This window comes from Streptomyces sp. NBC_01808, from assembly GCF_035917395.1.
In the GTDB taxonomy this organism is placed as follows: Bacteria; Actinomycetota; Actinomycetes; order Streptomycetales; family Streptomycetaceae; genus Streptomyces.
The window spans coordinates 6,695,170-6,713,911 of the sequence record NZ_CP109072.1 but is presented as its reverse complement, the minus strand read 5'-3'; the positions used below and the strand labels follow the sequence as shown (position 1 = coordinate 6,713,911).

The window sequence follows — 18,742 nt, the reverse complement described above, 5'->3', positions numbered from 1 at the left end:
CGTCAGAGGAGGACGTCGCCGCCGTCGATGTTCAGGTTGACGCCGTTGATCGCGCGGTTCTCCAGCAGGAACGTGAGGGCGTGGGTGCAGTCGCGCATCGTCACCGGCCGCTTGGTGAGGGCCTTCTCCTCGGCGGCGGCGCGCGCGGCCGGCTTGTCGCTCCAGAACGGGGTGTCGGCGACGATGCTCGGGTGCAGGGCGTTGACGCGGATCGGCGACAGCTCGAACGCCAGGGTCCGCACCAGCGCGGCGATGCCGCCGTTGGCGGTGGTCACGGTGGTGGAGCCCGGGTACGGGCGGTGGCTGGCCAGGCCGCCGAGCAGCACGGCCGCGCCGTGCTCCGGCATCCGGGGGGCGAGGGCGTGCAGGACGGCGGTGTATCCGGTGAGCTTCACGGTGAGCAGCCGGGTGGCGTCCGCGGGGCGGTAGTCGCGCACGGTGTTCTGGTCCCGGTCGAGCGCGGTGAGCACCAGGTGGTCGACGCGCTCGACGCCGGCCAGCGCGGCGATGGCGGCCTCGGGGTCCGCCAGGTCGAGCGCGAGCCCGCGGGTGCGGCCGCCGATCTCGTCGGCGGCGGTCTTGGTGCGGTCCTCGCCGCGGCCGGTGATGACGACGTCGCTGCCGCGGTCGGCGCAGGTCTGGGCGAAGTGCCGCCCGATGCCCGACGTTCCGCCGACGACGACGACGTGAGTGCGGTCCGACACGGTGGTGTTCCCTTCCTCGGTGGCCGGTGGTGCCGGCGGCGTCAGACGTGCAGGGAGGCGCCGCCGTCCACGTACAAGTCGTGCATCGTGACGTGGCCCGCCTGGTCGGAGACCAGATACGCGACGGCCTCTGCCACGTCCCGCGGCTGGGCGAGCTTGTGCAGCGGTATGCCCACGCGGAACTCGGCGGGCATGCCCTCGACGACCTCCCGCAGCTCCGGGTCGCCGTCGTGCATCGCGCGCAGCATGGGCGTGTCCGTCGAGCCGGGCGAGACGACGTTGCACCGGATGCCGTGGCCCGCCAACTCCAGGCCCAGGCAGCGGGTGAACTGGGCGGACGCGGCCTTGGAGGCGGCGTACGCGGCCATTTCGGTACGCGGCACGCCCGCGGCGTTCGACGCCACCGTGACGATCGCGCCGCGCCCGCGGCGGATCATCCGCCGCGCCACCGCGCGCGAGACGTGGAACACGCCGCCCGCGTTGACCGCGAGGGTCTCGGCCCACTGCCGGTCCCGCAGCTCGACGACGCGGCCGGTGTGCATGACGCCGGCGGCGTTGACGAGGATGCCGACGGGCCCCAGCTCGTCCTCGACGCGCGCGACGGCCGCGTCCACCGCGGCGCTGTCGGTTACGTCGAGGTCGTAGCCGCGCGCCCGCACGCCCTCGGCCGCCAGTTTGGCGACGACCGTGGCGAGCTTCTCCGCGTTGCGGTCGGCCGCGGCGACGTGCGCGCCGGCGGCGGCCAGGGTCGTGGCCACGGCCGCGCCGATGCCCTGTGCCGCGCCGGTGACCAGGGCGACGGTCGACTCGATTCCGGTCAGTTCCATCATCAGCTCCTGCCGGTCGTGGCGACTGCCTGCTCGGCGTCGTAGCCGAACAGCCACTGGTGCCGGTCGAGACCCGGTTCCGCGAGGGAGCCGGTGTCGCGGCGGCGCTGGGCGGCTCCGTCGGCCAGGTGGAAGGTCTCGGCGTTGGCGCGGGACTGACGCTGGATCCGGGTCGTACGGGGCAGGCGGAGCTCCTCGTAGCGGCGTACGGCGGCGCGCAGTTCGTCCCGGCCCGCGGCGGGTCCCGTGTCGGTGAGGCAGCGGGCGAGGACGACGGCGTCCTCGATCGCCTGGTTCGCTCCCTGGGCCTGGAACGGCAGCATCGGGTGGGCGGCGTCGCCGATGACGGCCACCCGGCCCCAGCCGAGCCGGTCGATGCCGTCGCGGTCGTGCAGCGCCCATCTGCTCACCGCCCCGGCCGCGTCGAGCAGCCCGACGACGTCCTCGTGCCAGCCCTTGTACGCCTCCCGCAGCCCCTCGGCGTCGCCCCGCGCCGACCAGGACTCGACCTCCCAGGCGGCGGCGGGCACGGTGGCGCCGAAGCTGATCTGCCGGCCGCCCGAGACGGGGTAGCACACGCAGTGCTGGTCGGGACCGAACCACAGCCGCACCCGCGGCTCGCCGAGCAGGTGGGGCACCCGCTCGGCGGGCACGAGGCCGCGGTAGATCGTCTGCCCCGAGTAGCGCGGCCAGTCGGCGACGAACCACTCGCGCACCGCCGAGTGGATGCCGTCCGCGCCGACCACCGCGTCGGCCGCGACCGTCCGCCCGTCGGCCAGGTGCAGCCGCGCCTCCGCCTCGTCCTGCGTGACGGCGACCAGCCGGGCGCCCAGGTGCAGCCGGCCGGGCGGCAGGCAGGACAGCAGCGCGGCGTGCAGGTCCGCGCGGTGCACGGTGTAGTACGGCGCCCCGAAGCGGCGCAGGCACCTGTCGCCCAGCGGGGTGCGCTGGAGCATCAGGCCGTCGTCCCAGCGCCGCATCTCGATCGCCTCCGGGACGACCGCGGCGGCCCGCAGCCTGTCGCCGAGGCCCAGGCGGCGCAGCAGCCGGGTGGCGTTGGGCGCGACCTGCACGCCCGCGCCGACCTCGGCCAGTTGCTCCGCCTGCTCGTAGACGTGGCACTCCGCCCCGCCGCGGCGCAGGGCGGCGGCGAAGGCGAGGCCGGCGATCCCGGCGCCGACGACGGCCACCCTCATCTGCGACATGCCTTCCTCCTCAGTAGTAGAGGAGCGCTTTGCTCCAGTCCTCGTCGGGGCCGAACAGACTGCGCGGCTTGACCACGTCGGGCATGTTCGTGAGCGCGTCGCGCGGGATCAGCGACCCCGGCGGCAGCCCGGTGACGTCGGCGTCGACACCGAACTCGGCGCGTACGGCGGCGGTGAGCGCCGCCTCGGCGTGCACGCGGTGCTCGGGCGGCACCTCGATCTCGACGCGCAGCGACACCGGTTCGGCACGGGCGCGCCAGAAGTACACGCCGTAGGTGTCGGGGAGGGAGAAGACGACCTCCTCCAGCCGGTGCTGGGTGACCCGCGCGTCGCCGACGCGGTGGCCGAAGGCGGCCCGGCCGAGGACGCGGACGGTGGGCAGGTGCCAGCCGCAGGCGCAGTCGTCGTACGCGACCTCGACGTCGTCCTCCAGGTTGTAGCGCAGCAGCGGCATCGCCTCGCGGTACAGCGGGGTGACGACGAGCTGCCCCGCGCCCTCGGCGGCGACGTTCCCGGTCTTCGGGTCGTACACCTCGAAGAGCGCCCGGTCGGCCCAGAGATGCATGCGCCCGTACTCGCACTCGCCGGCGAGGCTGCCGGTCTCGGTGGAGCCGTACTCCTCGATCACCGGTACCCCCCACAGCCGGCTGATCCGCTGGCGGCGGGCGGTCGTCAGCGGCTCGCCGCCGACGAACAGCGCGCGCAGCGCGGGGAAGTCGGCGCCCGGGCGGTGGCCCGCGGCGGTGGCGGCGGCGGCCCAGATGAGGCATTCGGTCGGCACCGACCAGGTGAGGGTGACGTCCAGGTCGTGCAGGGTGCGCACCACGCGGGCGTACGGCATCGCCAGCGACCGGTTGTCGCCGGGCACGACGGTGGCGCCGTGCAGCCGGGCGGCGGCGTGCGCGAGGTGGCCGGTGAGCAGCAGCGCGTACGGGGTGCGTACCAGGAAGACGTCCGCGGCGGAGATGCCGATCCACTTGCGGGCGAAGCGCTCGGCGAGGTCGAGCCAGTCCTCCTGGGTGTAGTACGAGGGCGTGGGCCGGCCGGCGGTGCCGCTCGATTCGTGGTACGTCGCCAGGCGCTCCTTCGGGACGCCGAGCATGCCGTACGGGTAGTTGTCCCGCAGGTCCTGCTTGGTCGTCAGCGGCAGGTCCGCGAGGTCGGCGGCGGTCGCGGGCAGGGTGGCGGCGCCGGCCAGGTGAGGCCGGTAGAAGGCCGAGCGGGCGGCCCAGGCGACGGTCTGCGGAAGCTGCTTCTCCTGCAGTCCGCGCAGTTCCTCGGGGCCGTTCCACTGGCCGATGTGCGGCAGGCTCGCCGGTGCGTCGGTCACGGTTTCTCCTCCCCCAGTAGTCGGTGTGCGTTCTCCCAGGCGATCTGCCGCCACTGCGCGGGCGGGGTGGCGATCGCCGTGAACTTGGCGAGTTCCACGGCCGGGTGCTGGAGCGGGTACTCGGAGCCGAACACCACGCGTGCGGCGCCGAGCCGGTCGATCGCCGCCTCGGCCACGCACGTGTAGCCGCCGGAGGTCTCCAGCAGGATGTTGGGCTCGTCGCGGATCAGGGCGAGGGCGTGGAAGTCGATGTTGCCGACGCCGCTGTGCCCGAGCACGAAGTCGGTCCGCGGGAACCGGCGGGCCAGGGTGACGAGGTCGGCGACGCCCGCGCCGGGGCGGGCGATGCACACGGTGTAGACGGGGTGGCCGCTGTCGGCGGCGACCTCCACCAGGGCGGTCACGCGCGGGTCGGTGAGCGCCACGCCGTGCACCGCCGGTGAGACCTCCAGGCCGCGGAACTCCGCCGCCCGCTCGCGGTACGCGCCGGGCGGGCGGTGCGGGTTGCCGAACCAGAACGGCACCAGCCGCCCGTCAGTACCCGCGCAGGCCGCCAGCACGGCGTCGTTGTCGGCGTCGGTCTCGACGTGCCCGCCGTCAATCAACTGCCGGGCGAGCGTGTCGAGGTCGATCGTGCCGCCCGCGCAGACCACCGCGCGCGCCAGGCCGCAGTCGTCCAGCGCCGCCAGCAGCCGCCCGGCGGCGCCCGGCCGGGGCGCGAGGCGTACGTGGAAGTCCAGCACGGGCTGTGCGGTCATCGCGGTCCCGCTCACTTCTCGATGCAGAACTCGTCGATGGGGTAGCCGACGTGCCGCTGCTCGACGGGCAGGTACCCGAGGACCTTCGTGCCGGGGGTCAGGTCGGTGACGTTGAGCACCTCGCCGCCGGGCCCGAGGACCCGTACGTGCCAGTCGTCCTGCACGATGAGGTTGACCGTCACCCCGGACGGCGCGACCGCGTCGATGGCGAGCAGCGGCCGCGTCTCGATCTTGACCCGGCCCACGGTGACCACGCGGGTCTTGCCCGCGGAGTCGACGGCGAGCACCTTGCCGCCGGAGGACAGCTCGCTGAGGTAGTTGGTGCGGCCCTCGGCGGAGAGCGTGTACGAGTGCAGCGCGCCGGCGTTGACGCGGAACGGGCGGGTCGGCATGTACGGCAGCGGGTGGGTCTCGCTGCAGCACAGGATCATGCCGGTGGAGTGCGAGCCGACGAGGATCCCCTCGTCCAGCCGGAAGTTGGTGCACGTGTCCACGCACGCCCGCTCGCCCATGCCGACCCGGCGGATGCCGGTGACCTCCAGCTCCACCAGCGACAGGTCCGCCGCCTGCGTGACCGCGGCGGCCTTCAGCTCGGTGGCCTCGCCGGGCGCGCGCGGGGCGAGCATCACGCCGTCGGAGCCGTGTTCGAGGACGCCGAAGACGATCTCCGCCTCCTCCACGTCGGCGACCCGGGTGACGATGCTGCCCTCGGCCCCGGCCGCGGCGGCGAGCACGATCTCCAGCGGGATCTTGGTGGGGTCGCGGAAGTCCAGCAGGCTCCACCGGTCGTGCCGCGCGGCGCGGCAGGCGTCGTCCAGGCTGGCGGCGTCGGTGATCTCGACGTAGCGGCCGAACTCCACGCCCGCGTGGGCGTGGGCGAGGGCGGCGGGGTCGCCGTGGCGGGCGGGGTCGACGATGACGAGGTCGGCGGGCTCCAGCTTCTCCGGCAGCGGCCTGCCGAGCGGGAAGAGCACCTTCTTCACCGTCGGGGGCAGCGGCTCCAGGTCGGCGGGGTCGGCGGCCACGATGGCGTCGACCCGCTGGTGGATGGCTTCTTCGACGATGGCCTCCTTGGCCCCGTCGGCGGCACGGATGTCCAGCCAGCACAGCTTCACGGATCTCTCCTCAGAGCGGTCGGTCGGCGGGGATCGGGCGGAACGGGCGGGGCGTCACGGGGTGAGGGCGAGCCGGTTGCCGACGCCGGTGCCGCCCGGGGCGCCCCCGGCCGCGTGCACCAGCCGGGCGATCGACGCGGCCATCCGGCCGGGCTTCTCGGCCTGGAAGACGTTGCGCCCCATCGCCACCCCGGCCGCGCCGCCGTGCAGCGCGTCGGAGACGAAGGACAGGACGGCCTCCGGATCGGCCGCGCGCGGGCCGCCGGCGACGATCACCGGGATCGGGCAGGCCCGTACGACGTCGGCCATCTCCTCGGGCGTGCCCGCGTAGTCGGTCTTGACGACGTCGGCGCCGAGGTCGGCGGCGAGCAGCGCGGCGTGCGCCACGAGGTCCGGCGCGTGCGCGTCGCCGATCTGCGGCCCGCGGGCGTAGACCATGGCCAGCAGCGGTACGTTCCAGCGGTCGCACTCCCCCGCCACCGCGGCCAGGTCGGCGACCTGCCTGGCCTCCTGGCGGGAGCCGAGGTTGACGTGCACGCTGACGGCGTCGGCGCCCGCCCGCAGCGCCTCCTCGACGTGCGCGACCAGGTACTTGGCGTCCGGGTCCGGGGCGTGCCTGGTGCTCGCGTTCAGATGCAGGATCAGCGACATGCCGCCGAACCAGCCGTGGTCGAGGTGGCGCAGCGTGCCCTTGTGCAGCACGACGGCGTCGACGCCGGTGCCGGCCAGCTCGCCCAGCAGCGGGTCCAGCTCGCCGGGCCGCAGCGGCCCGTCGGTGACGGAGTGGTCGAGGGGGACGACGAGCAGCCGCCCGTCGCCGTGCCGGAAGAGGCGTCGCAGGCGCAGCCCGCGGCCGAACGAAGCGTTGAGTACAGCCACTTGTGTCCTGCCTCTCTCAAACGGTGGCGGAGTGGCCGGAGGCCGCGGGTGCGGCGCCGTCCGGTGGCGGCCCGCCGAGGTCGAACGCGCGGTGCAGGGTCTCCACGGCATCGACCGTGCGCTCCCGCGGCACGATCACGGACAGCCGCGTCTGCGAGGTGGAGATCCAGCTCGTCGGGATCCCGGCGGCGGCCAGCGCCGCCATCAGCCGGGCCGCGTACTCCGGCCGGCTGAGCAGGCCCATGCCGACCACGGAGACCTTGCCGACGTCCGTGTCGAAGTGCACGCCGCCGCCGAAGGAGGCGGCGACCTCGTGCAGCGCGTCGCGCACCCGGCCGGCCTCGCTGCGGCGGATCGTGAAACCCATCCGGAACTCGTTCTCGTACGGCCCCGACCTGGCCACCAGGTCCACGACGGTCCCGCGGGCGGCCAGCACGTCGAACACGTCGGGCGCGAGGTCGCGGCCGCTGTCCCGGCAGTGCACGAGCACCCGCGCGACGTCGGTGTCGTGGGTGACCGCGACGACCGCCCGCCGGGTCTCCAGCGGGCGGTCGTCCTGCCGCTCGGCGACCGTCGTCCCCGGCGCCTGCGACGACACGTTCCTCACGCGCACTTCGACCCCTTCCATGGCGGCCAGCTCGATGCAGCGGGTGTGCAGGACCCGGGCGCCCGCGAACGCCATCTCCGCCATCACGCCGGGATCGACCCACGGCAGGCAGCGGGCGGCGGGCAGCACCCGGGGGTCGGCGCTGAACACGCCGTCCACGTCGGTGTAGATCTCGCACCTCGCCGCGCGCAGCCGCGCCGCGAGCGCCACGGCGGTGGTGTCGGAGCCGCCGCGCCCCAGGGTCGCGACGTCGCCCGCGCCGTCGACGCCCTGGAACCCGGTGACCACGGCCACCACCCCGCGGTCCAGCGCGGCCCGTACCCGCTCGGCGCCGATGCCGGAGACGAGCGCGTCGCCGTGCCGGTCGGTGGTGCGGATCCCCGCCTGCGCGCCGGTCAGCGAGACCGCTGGCACGCCCATGGCGCCCAGCGTCAGGGCCATCAGCGCCGCCGACTCCGCCTCGCCCACGGCCAGCAGTTGGTCCAGCTCGCGGGAGGCGGCCGGGGCGCCGACGTCGGCGGCCAGCCGCAGCAGTTCGTCGGTACGGCCGCCGCGGGCGGAGACGACCACGGCCACCGACGGGCCGCTCCGCCACGCCTCCCGAATGCGCAGGGCGGCGCGGCGGACGCGGTCGAGCGTCTGCAGCGAGGTACCGCCGTATTTCTGGACGAGCACAGCCACCGCCGTTTCACCGCCTTCGTCGACCCGGTATGGCACGACAGTAAGCGCGGCTTTCTTCCCGGCCCACTACTCGCCCGGGTAGTGGCGTCGAATTCAGTGGGTCACGCCATGGCGAACGGGCGTTAACGCGAACACGCGATGGCGGCACCGCGCCGTACGCTATTGCGGCCCGCGGGAATTCGCCGGGTGCCGCGACCGCCGTACTGCCCGTCAAACTACTGTGTCCGCGGTAGTCGGATTGTCCTCCGCAAGCAGTACTCGGATGCCGGGAACTGCCGTTATGGTGCTCGGTATGAGCGCCCGGCTGTCCAAGGTCTGGGCCCGGGCGAGAAGCCTGGTGATCGCGGTCTGCGTAGCGGCCGTGCTCCTGATCACCGCGCTCTCCGGGGACCACGCCGCCACGAAGCTCGACCTGCTCGGCTACGGGCTGCTGGTGACCAGCGGCCTGGCGCTGGCCGGCAGCGCCCGCGCGCCCGTGCCGATCCTCGCCGTGACCGCGCTGTGCGTGGTGGGCTACAACGCCGCGGGCTTCGACGTGCCCGCCGTGGCCTACCTGTTCGCCGTCTACGCCGCCGTGCGCTCCGGGCACCGCATCGTCACGGTCGCGGTGAGCGTCGGGCTGGTGCTCAGCCTCCCGTACGCCGTGATGGCCTACCCGGGCGACGGCGCGGGCGACGCCTACGCGCAGGCCCGCGGCGTGCTCGAACTCGCCTGGCTGGTCGCCGCGGGCGCCGCCGGCGAGGCGCTGCGGCAGGCAATGCAGCGGGCGGACGAGGCCGAGCGCACCCGCGAGGAGACCGCGCGGCTGCGCGCCAGCGAGGAACGGCTGCACATAGCACGGGAGTTGCACGACTCGCTCACCCACCAGATCTCCATCATCAAGGTGCAGTCCGAGGTCGCCGTCCATCTGGCCCGCAAGCGCGGCGAGGACGTCCCCGAGTCGCTGCTCGCCATCCAGGAGGCGGGCCGGGAGGCGACCCGGGAGCTGCGCGCGACGCTGGAGACGCTGCGCGACGAGGAGGAACAGGCCCCGGCGCACGGTCTTGACCGGGTGCCGGAGCTGGTGGAGCGCACCCACGGGATAGGGCTGCACACGACACTCACCATCGAGGGGCAGCGGCACGAGGTGCCCGAGGCGGTGGGCCGTACCGCCTACCGGATCGTGCAGGAGTCGCTGACCAACACCGCCCGGCACGCCGCGGCCTCCACCGCCTCGATCCGCATCTCCTACCGCCCGGACGCCCTCGCCATCCGCATCGACGACGACGGGACGGCCCGGCCGGGCGCCGCGCCCAAGCCCGGCGTCGGCCTGCTGGGGATGCGCGAGCGCGTCGCCGCCCTCGGCGGCAGCCTGCGCGCCGAGCCGCGCACCGAGGGCGGCTTCACCGTCCAGGCCGAACTACCCGTGGCGAGAATCCCGTGATCCGTGTGCTGATGCTCGACGACCAGCCGCTGCTGCGCAGCGGGTTCCGCGCGCTGCTCGACGCCGAGGACGACATCGAGGTGGTGGCGGAGGCGGGCGACGGCAAGGAGGGCCTGGCGCTGGCGCGGGAGCACCTGCCGGACCTCGCGCTGGTGGACCTGTCGATGCCGGTGATGGACGGCATCGAGACGACCCGGCGGATCGCCGCGGACCCGGCGCTGGCCCACATCCACGTGGTGATCCTGACCAACTACGGCCTGGACGAGAACGTGTTCAACGCGCTGCGGGCCGGCGCGGCCGGGTTCCTGGTCAAGGACATCCTGCCCGAGGACCTGCTGCACGCCGTACGGGTGGCCGCCCGCGGCGACGCGCTGCTGGCCCCGTCGATCACCCGCAGGCTGATCAACAAGTACGTGTCCCAGCCGCCGCTGGACCCGTCGGCCGTCCGCGGCCTGGAGGAGCTGACCAACCGGGAGCGGGAGTCCGTCGCGCTGGCCGCGCAGGGTCTTTCCAACGACCAGATCGCCGACCGCATGGTGATCAGCCCGCTGACCGCGAAGACCCACATCAACCGGGCGATGTTCAAGCTGCACGCGCGCGACCGCGCCCAACTGGTGGTCATCGCCTACGAGTCTGGTCTGGTGACCCCGCGCGGCCGGTGACGGGCCGCGCGGGGCGCGGCTGGGCGCTCAGATGAAGTCCATCGTCCCGGCCTTCCAGCGGTAGTGCGACTCCAGCTTGTAGTACTCGCCCCCGGGCGCCACGGCGACGCCGTAGACGAACTTGCGGTCGCCGTCGCCGGCCGGGACGCCGCGCACGAACCGCTCGATCTCCGGCTCCACCCGGACCGGCAGCGCGGCCGGGTCGGGGGTGGTCACGGCGTAGCAGATCCGCTCGACGCGCGGCGAGTCCCAGCCGAGGGTGACGTACAGGCCGAACGCCTCCCGGCCCAGCCTGAGCATGTGCGCGCTCGGTTGCGCCATGCCCAGCTCGCGGAGCACCGCGGTGATTGCCTCCGGCTTGAAGAGACGCGGGGGCACGTCGTTGAAGTACACGTTCAGGGTGCGGTGGCGGTAGTCGACGCCGACGACGCCCACGCGGTCGGCGAGGCCGTGGCGGGCGAAGAAGCCGGCGTGCGCGGCCAGGGCGGGCGGCATGGCGGGCAGGTCGGCGAACTTCGCGACCTCCTGGAGATCGTCGGGGGTGAAGAAGGCGTAGACCTTCTTGAAGCCGCCGACGACGCCGAAGTCGACGCCGTGGCTGTCGACCCGGCAGCGCCCCTGCAGTTGGGCGAGCACCGCGGCCACGGGGTGGTCGGTGGGCGCGGTGAGGCCGGCGGCGAGCGCGGCGGCGTAGGGGTCGCGCTCGGCGGGGTGGGTCGTGAAACGGCAGTCGAGTTCGCCCGCGTGCCGCAGGCTGGTCGCGACGCGGAAGGCGACGACGGTCGCGTCGTGCCCGAAGGCGTCCGCGTACGCGGCGAGGACCGGGCGCACCGTCGCGGGCGCGCACGGCACGCCGAGCGTCCGGGCGGAGTGCTCGATGACCGAGTACAGCTCGTCCATCTCGGCGATTGCGGACATACGAACCCCTAGGTCGGCGAGTAATGTATTGCTGTACGTATCGGGGGTGCTGCGAATGCACCGTAATGGGATATCCAAAAAGTAATCCCGCCACGCGGCCCGGCCCACTACCCGTACGGGTAGTGGGGGCTACCCGAGTTGTCGGTACGGATTTCATTGACCCGCCATTGCCGCTCGATGACCATAAAAGCAAGGCTCATGGCTCGTGTTCGAGGATTCTCCACGGCACCGCGGGAGCGATCATGGCACCACTCGTAGGGCGTGAGGGCACACTGTCCGTGCTGGGCGGCCATCTGGACGCCGCGGCGCGGGGCGCCGGCGGCTGCGTCGTCGTCGAAGGGCCGCTGGGCATCGGCCGGAGCCGGCTGCTCCAGGCGACCGCGCGGGAGGGCGCGGAGCGCGGGCTGACCGTGGTGTCCGGGCGGGCCGGGGCGAATGGGGGCACCCCCGCCAGTGGGGGCACCCCCGCCAATGGGGGCACCCCCGCCAATGGGGGTGTAGCCGGTGGGGGAGGGGGTGTAGCCGGTGGGGGAGGGGGCGTAGCCGGTGGGGGAGGACAGCCGCTCCCCGTCCACCTGCTGTTGAACTACCTGCGGCGGGTGCTGTCCACCGATATGGACGTGGACGACCTGATACGTCCCGACGGCAACCCGTTCCGGCTGATGGACCAGGTCGGCGAGCTGGTCGAGATCGCGGCCCGCCGGCATCCGGTCGTCGTCCTGCTGGACGACGTGCACCTGGTGGACGACCTGGGCGGGCTTGCGCTGCGGGGGCTGGTGCAGTCGCTCGCGGAATCGCCGGTGCTGTGGCTGCTGACGCGGCGGTCGGTGGCGGCGCGGTCGCTCGCGCAGCACGCCGTCGACCGGCTGATCGACGGGGCCGCGGTCCGGCTGCACCTCGGGGCGCTGGACAACGAGGCGGTGGCGGAGCTGTGCACGGGGCTGCTGGGCGCCAAGCCGGACTCCTCCGTGCTGGACTGGGCGGCCCGCTGCGGGGGCAACCCGTGGCTGCTGGCGAGCGTCTTCGACGCGCTGGTCACCGCGGGCCGGGTGGTGTTCGTGGACGGAACGGCGGCGGCGCTGGGCGAGCAGCTCCCCGACGACGTGCCCGGCGTCGTCCGGGGGCTGCTCGACGAGCTGCCGGCGGCGGTGGGGCGGCTGCTGGTGGCCGGCGCGGGCATCGGCGCGGAGTTCACCGCCGGGCAGGCCGCCGCGGCGCTGGGCGCGCCGGAGGGTGTGCCGGTGGCGGGAGTGGACGAGGCGGTACGGGCCGGGCTGCTGCAACGGCACGGGGAGGAACTGGCGTTCGCGCACGGCGTGATCGCGGAGGCGCTGCGCCACCCGGTGTTCCGGCGGCGGGAACCGGCCGCCGCGGCGCTCCCGGCATCCGCCCCGGTACCGGCCGGCACCCCGGAGGCCGTACGGGACGGGCACCGCGAACAGCCGTACCCCGTACCGCCGGAGGACTCCCCCGCCGTGCCGCAGCGGCCCCGGTGCGGCTGTACGGGCCCGGTGGCCGGGGCGGTGGCGGCGCTGGCGGACCGCTCCGACACGGCGCCGCGCACCCTCGCGCGCGCCCTGCGGCTGCTGGCGGGCGCGGGGCGCACCGCGGAGGCCGCGCGGCTCGCGGAGGCCACCGTACGCGCCGGTGTCGACCTGCCCGACGCGCCCGCCGTGACCGACACGGCCGCCCGTTCCGCGGACCCCGCGCGCCCGGTGACCGCGCCCGCAAGTCCCGCCGCCGGGCGGCCGGACGGAGCGGCCGGGGCACACTGCGGCGTGTGCGCACGCCCGTTGTGGACCTGGCTGGTCCGCGCCCTGGTCGCCGCCGACGCCTTCGAGGAGGCGGCCGCAGTCTGCGACGCCGTACGGCACGGGGCCGGGCGGTACGGCGGGCCGTGGGCCGAGGGCCTGTGGCACGGCCACCGCGCCGAACTGCTGGCCGCTGCGGGGCGGCTGGAGGAGGCGCGCGCCGAGGCCGGGACGGCGCTGGGCCTGGCCGACCGGACGCCGCCGGAGGACCTGCTGCCCGCGCGGCTCGTACTCGCACGCATCAGCATGCACTGCGGCGATCTCGCCACCGCCAGCCAGCAGTTGCGGATGGCGGAGCGGCCCGCGGGCGCCGCCGCGGCGGCCGTGAAGCCGCGGCTGGACTGGACGCTGGCGCAGTTCCACGCGGCCAGCGGGCGGGCGGCGATGACGGTCCGCTCGCTGCTCGACGCCGAGCAGGGCGCGGCGCCGGAGCCGCTGCTGTTCGCCGAGGCGCCGACGGCGGCGGCGACGCTCGTACGGCTGGCGGGGCATACAGGGCTCGGCGAAGAGGCCGCGCAGGCGGCCGGGTTCGCCCGGCGGCTGGCCGCGGCCAACCCGGAGGTGACGTCCCTGGCCGCCGGTGCGGCGCACGCGGACGGCGTGCTGCACGACGACCTGGACGCCCTCCGGCGCGCCGCCGAGCTGTACCGGCTCGCCCGCCGGCCGCTGGCGGCCGCCGGCGCGCTGGAGGACGCGGCCCGCGGGAACGCTGCCGGGCCCGGGGACGGCGCCGCGCGGCTCCTCGCCGCGGCGGCGGACCTGTATCTGGAGTGCGGCGCGCAGCGCGACACGGCCCGGGTGCAGCGCAAGCTGCGCCGCCTCGGCGTGCCGCACGCGCGTGCCGCGCTGGGCGCGCAGCGGCCCAAGTCGGGGTGGGAGAGCCTGACGGGCGCGGAGCTGCGCGTCGTGCGGGCCATCGTCGACGGCAGGACCAACAGGGAGGCGGCCGGTGAGCTGTTCCTGTCGCCCCATACCGTCGACAGCCATCTGCGGCGGGTCTTCGCCAAGCTCGACATCAACAGCCGCGTCGAGCTGACCAAGCAGTTCCTGGCGCACGAGGCGGCCGCGCCCGAGGGCCCGGCCGCCTCCCGTCAGCTCGCTGCCGCGGGCCCCGAGCCGCGCTTGTCGTCGGTGAGGGAGTAGATGGCCGCGGCACCCGAGTAGGTGGCGGCCTCGCGGGCGAGTTCGACACGTGTGCCGATGCCCAGCTTCTTGTAGATCTTCCGCAGGTGGTAGTTGACCGTGTGCGCCGAGAGATGGACGCGCCGGGCGATCTGCCGGTTCGTCATCCCGACGCTGACCAGGTACGCGATGCGCCGTTCCATGTCGGACAGCACGACCCAGCAGGAGCTGTGCTGGTGCCCGGCAGTGCCGTCGGCGACCACCGCCGTGGCGTCGAGCGGGGCCGGCACGGCCCGCGGCCGGCGCGCCGGGGCCTGCCCGGCGTGCAGCCTGGCGAGCTCCTCGGTCGCCAGCGCTATGGAGATGGGGTCGGGCGACTGCGCGACGATGTGCGCGAGCGCCGAGGCGTCGCGCTCGGCGACCGCGTTGGCGTGCAGCGCGCTGAGACCGACGACGGAGATGCCGGGGTTGTCCCCGGCGAGGCCGTTGACGGTGTCGAGCACCGTGCGCCTGAGGCCGTCGTCGTCGGTGTCGAGCGCGAGCCGGACGAGGAACGCGGCGGCGGCCGGGTCCTCGACGTACAGCCGGCGCTCCGCCGGGAGGCGGTCGTACGCGCCGGACAGCAGGGCGACGCCCGCGCGGGGCCCCTCCCTTCTGACGGCGACCCGCACGTCCGTCCAGGCGTACCGCGGCGAGCGCCGTACGTCCCGGTCGTACGCGGGATCCGACCGGGCCCGCTCCAGGTGGTCGGTCGCCGTGGGCAGGTCTCCCGTATAGAGGGACACGGCGGCCAGGACCGCGTACGCGAAGGGCAGGAGCGCGGGGACGGCGTTCTGGTCCGTCGCCGCGGTGACCAGCTCCGCGTGCCTGCGGGCGTCCCGGAACCGGCCCGAGGCCAGGAACAGCCGGGCCCGCAGCGCGGCCGGCGCCGCGTGCCAGACGTCCGAGGACAGCGTGTACAGGCCCGCCTCGGCCTCGTCGACCAGCGCCTCGGCCTCGTCGTACTCGCGCAGGTCGGTGAGCTTGGCGGCCAGTTCGAGGCGGAAGTGCAGCCGCCACAGGGGGTCGGCGGCGCCGCAGTACCGGACCGCGGCGCGGCCCAGCCTGATGCCCTCGGCCAGCTCGCCGGCCCGCCAGCTCAGATGGGACAGCGCCGTCAGCGCCATCAGCGCGGCGACGTCGTCCGGCTCGTCCGTCCGCGCCGCCAGGATCTCCCGCGCCCGGGTCCCGGCCTCCTCCTCGCGGCCCAGCAGCAGGCCGCCCAGGAGGGCCGACGCCTCGGCGTCGAGCCGGTCCGCGGCGGGAATTCCGGGGGCGGCCAGGGTGCGTTGTGCGAGATCCGTGCCGACGGCCACCTTTCCTTTCATGATCAGCCCGTGTGCCCGCGAATAAGGGCCGCCGTCGCCCTCCGCCACCACGGCGAACCGCTGAGCCGGGTACTCGGTCACCCATGTTCTTCGGTCTGTTTCCTCCGCACTCCTGCCGGAATGGTGCATCGCCTCGCGCTGCAACGCACCGCGTGCGGGGGCGGGAATGGCGGCGACCGCGCCGCGCCTCAAGAAGTCGCTACGGAATACGAATTGACGCTCCGTAGCCGCCACGAACCCCGCGGACATCGCCTCGTCCAGCGGTGCGAGCAGGGTGGCCAGCGGGCGGTTCAGCATCCGGGAGACATCCTCGAGGAGGAAGGACCGCCCCTGCAGTGCGGCGATCTTCAGCAACTCCTGGCAACCGGGGCTCAGCTCGCCGAGCGCCAGCTTCACGAACGCCGGCACACAGCGCGCAGTCCGCGACTCCAGGAGCCGGACCGTGCCTTCATCCAGGGTCACCAGACCCTCGTCCACCAGCCCGTACGCCAGTTCGGCCAGTAACCTGCCGTTCTCACCCGCCGCTGCCGCCAGACCGCGCAACGCGTCGTCCAGATCGGCACCGAGCAGCTCGCTCAGAAACTGTTCGTTCGCCTCGGCGTGCACCGGCCCCGGCTGCGGACGCCCGTGCGTTCCGGCGTCACCGGGTATCGTCTCCGGCTTCTTCGTCCCCTTCTTCGACCACGTAGTCATATTGCCCCCGACTATCCAGGTATATCCCGGGACTTGCTCAGCCGTTACAGTGCCCTCCTCTCGACTCGTGTTCCACTTGATTTTCAACCTGTGGGCTTGGTCTGCACTTGGTGCCGACTTGGCGGCAAAATCAAGGGGAGTTGCTTCTTTTCCATAATATGGCGCACCCTTTACTTCCCTTTGACCACGCGCCAATTCGCGGGACAAAAGGGCGTACAAAAGATACCGGAAATACGCCATGCCGAAGCGGGGAACCCCGGCGTGGGATTCCCCGCCCGACTACCAGGAAAAGGTCAGACCTTGGCCTCTTCCCCGACCTCGGCCGGCGGTGGCGAGGTGGTCTCGGGTGCCCGGCGGCCGGGCATCCACCAGTTGGTCTTGCCGCACAGCTCCATCACCGCGGGCACGAGGATCATCCGCACGATGGTGGCGTCGATGAACACGGCGACGGCCATGCCCAGGCCGATCTGCTTGACCGACACGTCGTGGCCGAGGAGCGAGGTGGTGAAGACGGCGATCATGATGGCCGCGGCGGCGGTGATGACCTTGGCGGTCCGCGCCAGCCCACGGGTGACGGCCGTCCTGGTGTCGCCGGTGCGCTCGTACTCCTCGCGGACCCGCGAGATCAGGAAGACCTCGTAGTCCATCGACAGGCCGAAGAGCACCGGGAACATCATCATCGGCACCCAGGTCGTGATGGGCATGTCGGTCGGGAACCCGAGGGCGGAGCCCAGCCATCCCCACTGCACCACCGCGACCAGCACGCCGTACGCGGCACCGATCGACAGCAGGTTCATCACGGCGGCCTGGAGGGCGATCGTCACCGACCGCACCAGCGCGACCAGCAGCACCAGCGACAGCACGATCACGACCGCGATCATGAACGGCAGCCGCGAACCGGTCTCCTCCGCAAAGTCGATCGCCCCGGCGTTCGGCCCGCCGACGTGGACGGCCTCGCCGCCGGGCGCCTTGGGCAGCACGTCATCGCGTAGTTCGTGCACCAGGTCCGCGGTCTTCTCGTCCTGGTAGCCGGTCTCCGGGAACGCCATGAAGGTGGCGGCCTCGCCGTCCTCGCTCACCCGCGGCTGCGTCACCTGCGCGATGCCCGGCGTGCCGTCGACCGCCGCGACGGCGGGGGTCAGGTCGCCGCCCGCGGCGTCGACCTCGGCGGCGAAGATCAGCGGTGCGCCGTAGCCGGGGCCGAAGCCCTCGGAGACGATCTCGTACGAGGTGTAGCTGCTCCGGTCGCGCGGCTGGACGCTGGCGTCCGGCAGGCTGAGCCGCATCGACAGCGCCGGGGCGGCGAGCACCAGCAGCCCGGCGACGGCCAGCACCGCGGCGGCCAGCGGCCGGCGCTGCACCACGCCGGCCCAGCGCTCCGCGGGGGTGCGGCGCTCGGTGTCGGGAGTGTCGGAGCCGGCGCCCCGGGCCGTACGGCGGGGCAGCCGCAGCGAGTTGATCCGGTGCCCGGTGAAGCCGAGGAACGCCGGCAGCAGGGTCACCGCGGCGACCATCGTCACCAGCACCGTCAGGGACGCGGCGACCGCCACGCCGGTCATCAGCCGCTGCCCCATGGTGACCAGGCCGAGCAGCGCGATCACCACGGTGGTGCCGGCGAAGAGCACGGCGCGGCCCGCGGTGGTGATGGCGCCGACGGTGGCGTCCTCGGGGCTCTCGCCGTTCTGCAGCTTCTCCTTGTAGCGGGTCACGATGAACAGCGCGTAGTCGATGCCCACGCCGAGCCCGATGAGCGCGGAGACCAGGACGGTGAAGTCCGGCGAGGGGACGAGGTGCCCGGCGATCTTCATGAGGGCGATGCCGCCGAGGATCGCCATCAGCGCGGTGACGATCGGCAGCCCCATCGCCACCAGAGAGCCGAAGGAGATGAAGAGGATGACCGCGGCGGCCAGCACGCCGACGCTCTCGGCGGGGCCCTGCTTGGGCGTCTCGGCCTTCTCCGCCTTGTCGCCGCCGAGCCCCATCGTCACGCCGTCGCCTGAAGCGTCCTTGACGGTCGTCACCAGCGGCTTGACGTCGTCCTTCGTCGCTTCCTTGTCGGTGAGCGGGATGGTCGTACGGGCGATGCGGCGGTCCTCGGTGACCAGTTGGTCGTCGTCGTACGGCGACGTCACGGGCCCGGTGACCGGCGAGTCGGCCAGGTCGGCGACGACCTGCTCCACCTTCTGCCGCACGGCCGGGTCGTCGACGCCCGCGTCCGCCTTGATCGCGAGGGTCAGGGTGTCGCCCTGCTCCTCGGGGAAGTGCTTCTCCATCAGGGCCTGCGCCCTGGCCGACCCCGAGTCCCCGCCGGAGAAGTCGTTGTCGGGGTCGGCCGCGAGGCCGAAGCCGGCGGCCGCCACGGCGATCACGCCGACGATCCAGGCCAGCAGGACCAGGCGGCGGCGCCGGTGACAGAACCGGGCCAGCCTCGCCAGGGCGCCGTCCGGGCGGGCGGTCTCGGTGGGCATCATCGTCTCCTCGGGTCTCGTGCGGTGCACCCCTCATCCTCGGGACGGGGATCACCGGAGTCGACGTACAGACGCAGGCACTCCGCGGGCCGCACTACCGCGGCCGCGGTACTCCTCTTGCAGTACATGTCAATCGAAGGGAGCAGTCGTCCCGGCCGCGGACCGGACCGGG

At 73.7% G+C, this 18,742-nt stretch carries 14 protein-coding genes; 3 read left to right on the top strand and 11 right to left on the bottom strand.

Annotation, left to right across the window (positions count from 1 at the left end; genetic code table 11):
- Window positions 1-2: 2 nt before the first annotated feature.
- The 8 genes from OG946_RS29635 to OG946_RS29600 are packed head-to-tail and all read right to left on the bottom strand — an operon-like array spanning window position 3 to window position 8,106.
- Window positions 3-704 (bottom strand): SDR family NAD(P)-dependent oxidoreductase, encoded by a 702-nt coding sequence (locus OG946_RS29635; RefSeq protein WP_326799022.1) that lies wholly within the window; start codon window positions 702-704, stop codon window positions 3-5.
- 41 nt (window positions 705-745) lie between these two features.
- On the bottom strand, window positions 746-1,531 hold the full coding sequence (locus OG946_RS29630) for a 2,3-dihydro-2,3-dihydroxybenzoate dehydrogenase (RefSeq protein WP_326799021.1): 786 nt from the start codon (window positions 1,529-1,531) through the stop codon (window positions 746-748).
- Window positions 1,532-1,533: 2 nt separating this feature from the next.
- Entirely contained in the window at window positions 1,534-2,736 is a 1,203-nt protein-coding gene (locus OG946_RS29625; protein ID WP_326799020.1) for an FAD-dependent monooxygenase, read from the bottom strand.
- A 10-nt stretch (window positions 2,737-2,746) separates the two neighbouring features.
- On the bottom strand, window positions 2,747-4,066 hold the full coding sequence (locus tag OG946_RS29620; RefSeq protein WP_326799019.1) for a phenylacetate--CoA ligase family protein: 1,320 nt from the start codon (window positions 4,064-4,066) through the stop codon (window positions 2,747-2,749).
- Window positions 4,063-4,824 (bottom strand): amidohydrolase family protein, encoded by a 762-nt coding sequence (locus tag OG946_RS29615; RefSeq protein ID WP_326799018.1) that lies wholly within the window; start codon window positions 4,822-4,824, stop codon window positions 4,063-4,065. The genes OG946_RS29620 and OG946_RS29615 overlap by 4 nt, the downstream gene beginning before the upstream one ends.
- A gap of 11 nt (window positions 4,825-4,835) precedes the next feature.
- Complete coding sequence (locus OG946_RS29610; protein WP_326799017.1) at window positions 4,836-5,939, bottom strand: 3-dehydroquinate synthase II; 1,104 nt, start codon at window positions 5,937-5,939, stop codon at window positions 4,836-4,838.
- Between the two features lie 54 nt (window positions 5,940-5,993).
- A complete protein-coding gene (locus OG946_RS29605) occupies window positions 5,994-6,818 on the bottom strand; it encodes a 2-amino-3,7-dideoxy-D-threo-hept-6-ulosonate synthase (protein ID WP_326799016.1) in 825 nt (274 codons plus the stop codon).
- Between the two features lie 16 nt (window positions 6,819-6,834).
- Window positions 6,835-8,106, bottom strand: a complete 1,272-nt coding sequence (locus OG946_RS29600) for an aspartate kinase (RefSeq protein WP_326799015.1) — start codon at window positions 8,104-8,106, stop codon at window positions 6,835-6,837.
- Between the two features lie 292 nt (window positions 8,107-8,398).
- Here OG946_RS29600 and OG946_RS29595 point away from each other — a divergent pair, with 292 nt between their 5' ends.
- A complete protein-coding gene (locus OG946_RS29595) occupies window positions 8,399-9,529 on the top strand; it encodes a sensor histidine kinase (RefSeq protein WP_326799014.1) in 1,131 nt (376 codons plus the stop codon).
- Window positions 9,526-10,191 carry a response regulator gene (locus OG946_RS29590; protein ID WP_101420942.1) on the top strand — a complete coding sequence of 222 codons (666 nt, stop codon included), beginning with the start codon at window positions 9,526-9,528 and terminating at the stop codon, window positions 10,189-10,191. The genes OG946_RS29595 and OG946_RS29590 overlap by 4 nt, the downstream gene beginning before the upstream one ends.
- A 27-nt stretch (window positions 10,192-10,218) precedes the next feature.
- Here the strand turns inward: OG946_RS29590 and OG946_RS29585 are convergent, their stop codons facing one another.
- The gene (locus OG946_RS29585) at window positions 10,219-11,109 is read right to left on the bottom strand and encodes an aromatic prenyltransferase (protein WP_326799013.1); all 891 of its coding nucleotides are present in this window, start codon (window positions 11,107-11,109) and stop codon (window positions 10,219-10,221) included.
- Window positions 11,110-11,351: 242 nt separating this feature from the next.
- Here OG946_RS29585 and OG946_RS29580 point away from each other — a divergent pair, with 242 nt between their 5' ends.
- Window positions 11,352-14,063 (top strand): LuxR C-terminal-related transcriptional regulator, encoded by a 2,712-nt coding sequence (locus OG946_RS29580; RefSeq protein ID WP_326799012.1) that lies wholly within the window; start codon window positions 11,352-11,354, stop codon window positions 14,061-14,063.
- Here the strand turns inward: OG946_RS29580 and OG946_RS29575 are convergent.
- Window positions 14,012-16,102, bottom strand: a complete 2,091-nt coding sequence (locus OG946_RS29575) for a LuxR C-terminal-related transcriptional regulator (RefSeq protein WP_326799011.1) — start codon at window positions 16,100-16,102, stop codon at window positions 14,012-14,014. The two genes, OG946_RS29580 and OG946_RS29575, sit on opposite strands and share 52 nt — an antisense overlap.
- A gap of 293 nt (window positions 16,103-16,395) precedes the next feature.
- Window positions 16,396-18,600, bottom strand: a complete 2,205-nt coding sequence (locus OG946_RS29570; RefSeq protein ID WP_326799010.1) for an MMPL family transporter — start codon at window positions 18,598-18,600, stop codon at window positions 16,396-16,398.
- Between the last annotated feature and the right edge of the window lie 142 nt (window positions 18,601-18,742).

Coding starts and splice junctions, on each gene's coding strand:
- OG946_RS29630 (WP_326799021.1), bottom strand. CDS start 1,531: ATGGAACTGACCGGAATCGAGTCGACCGTCGCCCTGGTCACCGGCGCG.
- OG946_RS29625 (WP_326799020.1), bottom strand. CDS start 2,736: ATGTCGCAGATGAGGGTGGCCGTCGTCGGCGCCGGGATCGCCGGCCTC.
- OG946_RS29615 (WP_326799018.1), bottom strand. CDS start 4,824: ATGACCGCACAGCCCGTGCTGGACTTCCACGTACGCCTCGCGCCCCGG.
- OG946_RS29595 (WP_326799014.1), top strand. CDS start 8,399: ATGAGCGCCCGGCTGTCCAAGGTCTGGGCCCGGGCGAGAAGCCTGGTG.
- OG946_RS29585 (WP_326799013.1), bottom strand. CDS start 11,109: ATGTCCGCAATCGCCGAGATGGACGAGCTGTACTCGGTCATCGAGCAC.
- OG946_RS29580 (WP_326799012.1), top strand. CDS start 11,352: ATGGCACCACTCGTAGGGCGTGAGGGCACACTGTCCGTGCTGGGCGGC.
- OG946_RS29575 (WP_326799011.1), bottom strand. CDS start 16,102: ATGACTACGTGGTCGAAGAAGGGGACGAAGAAGCCGGAGACGATACCC.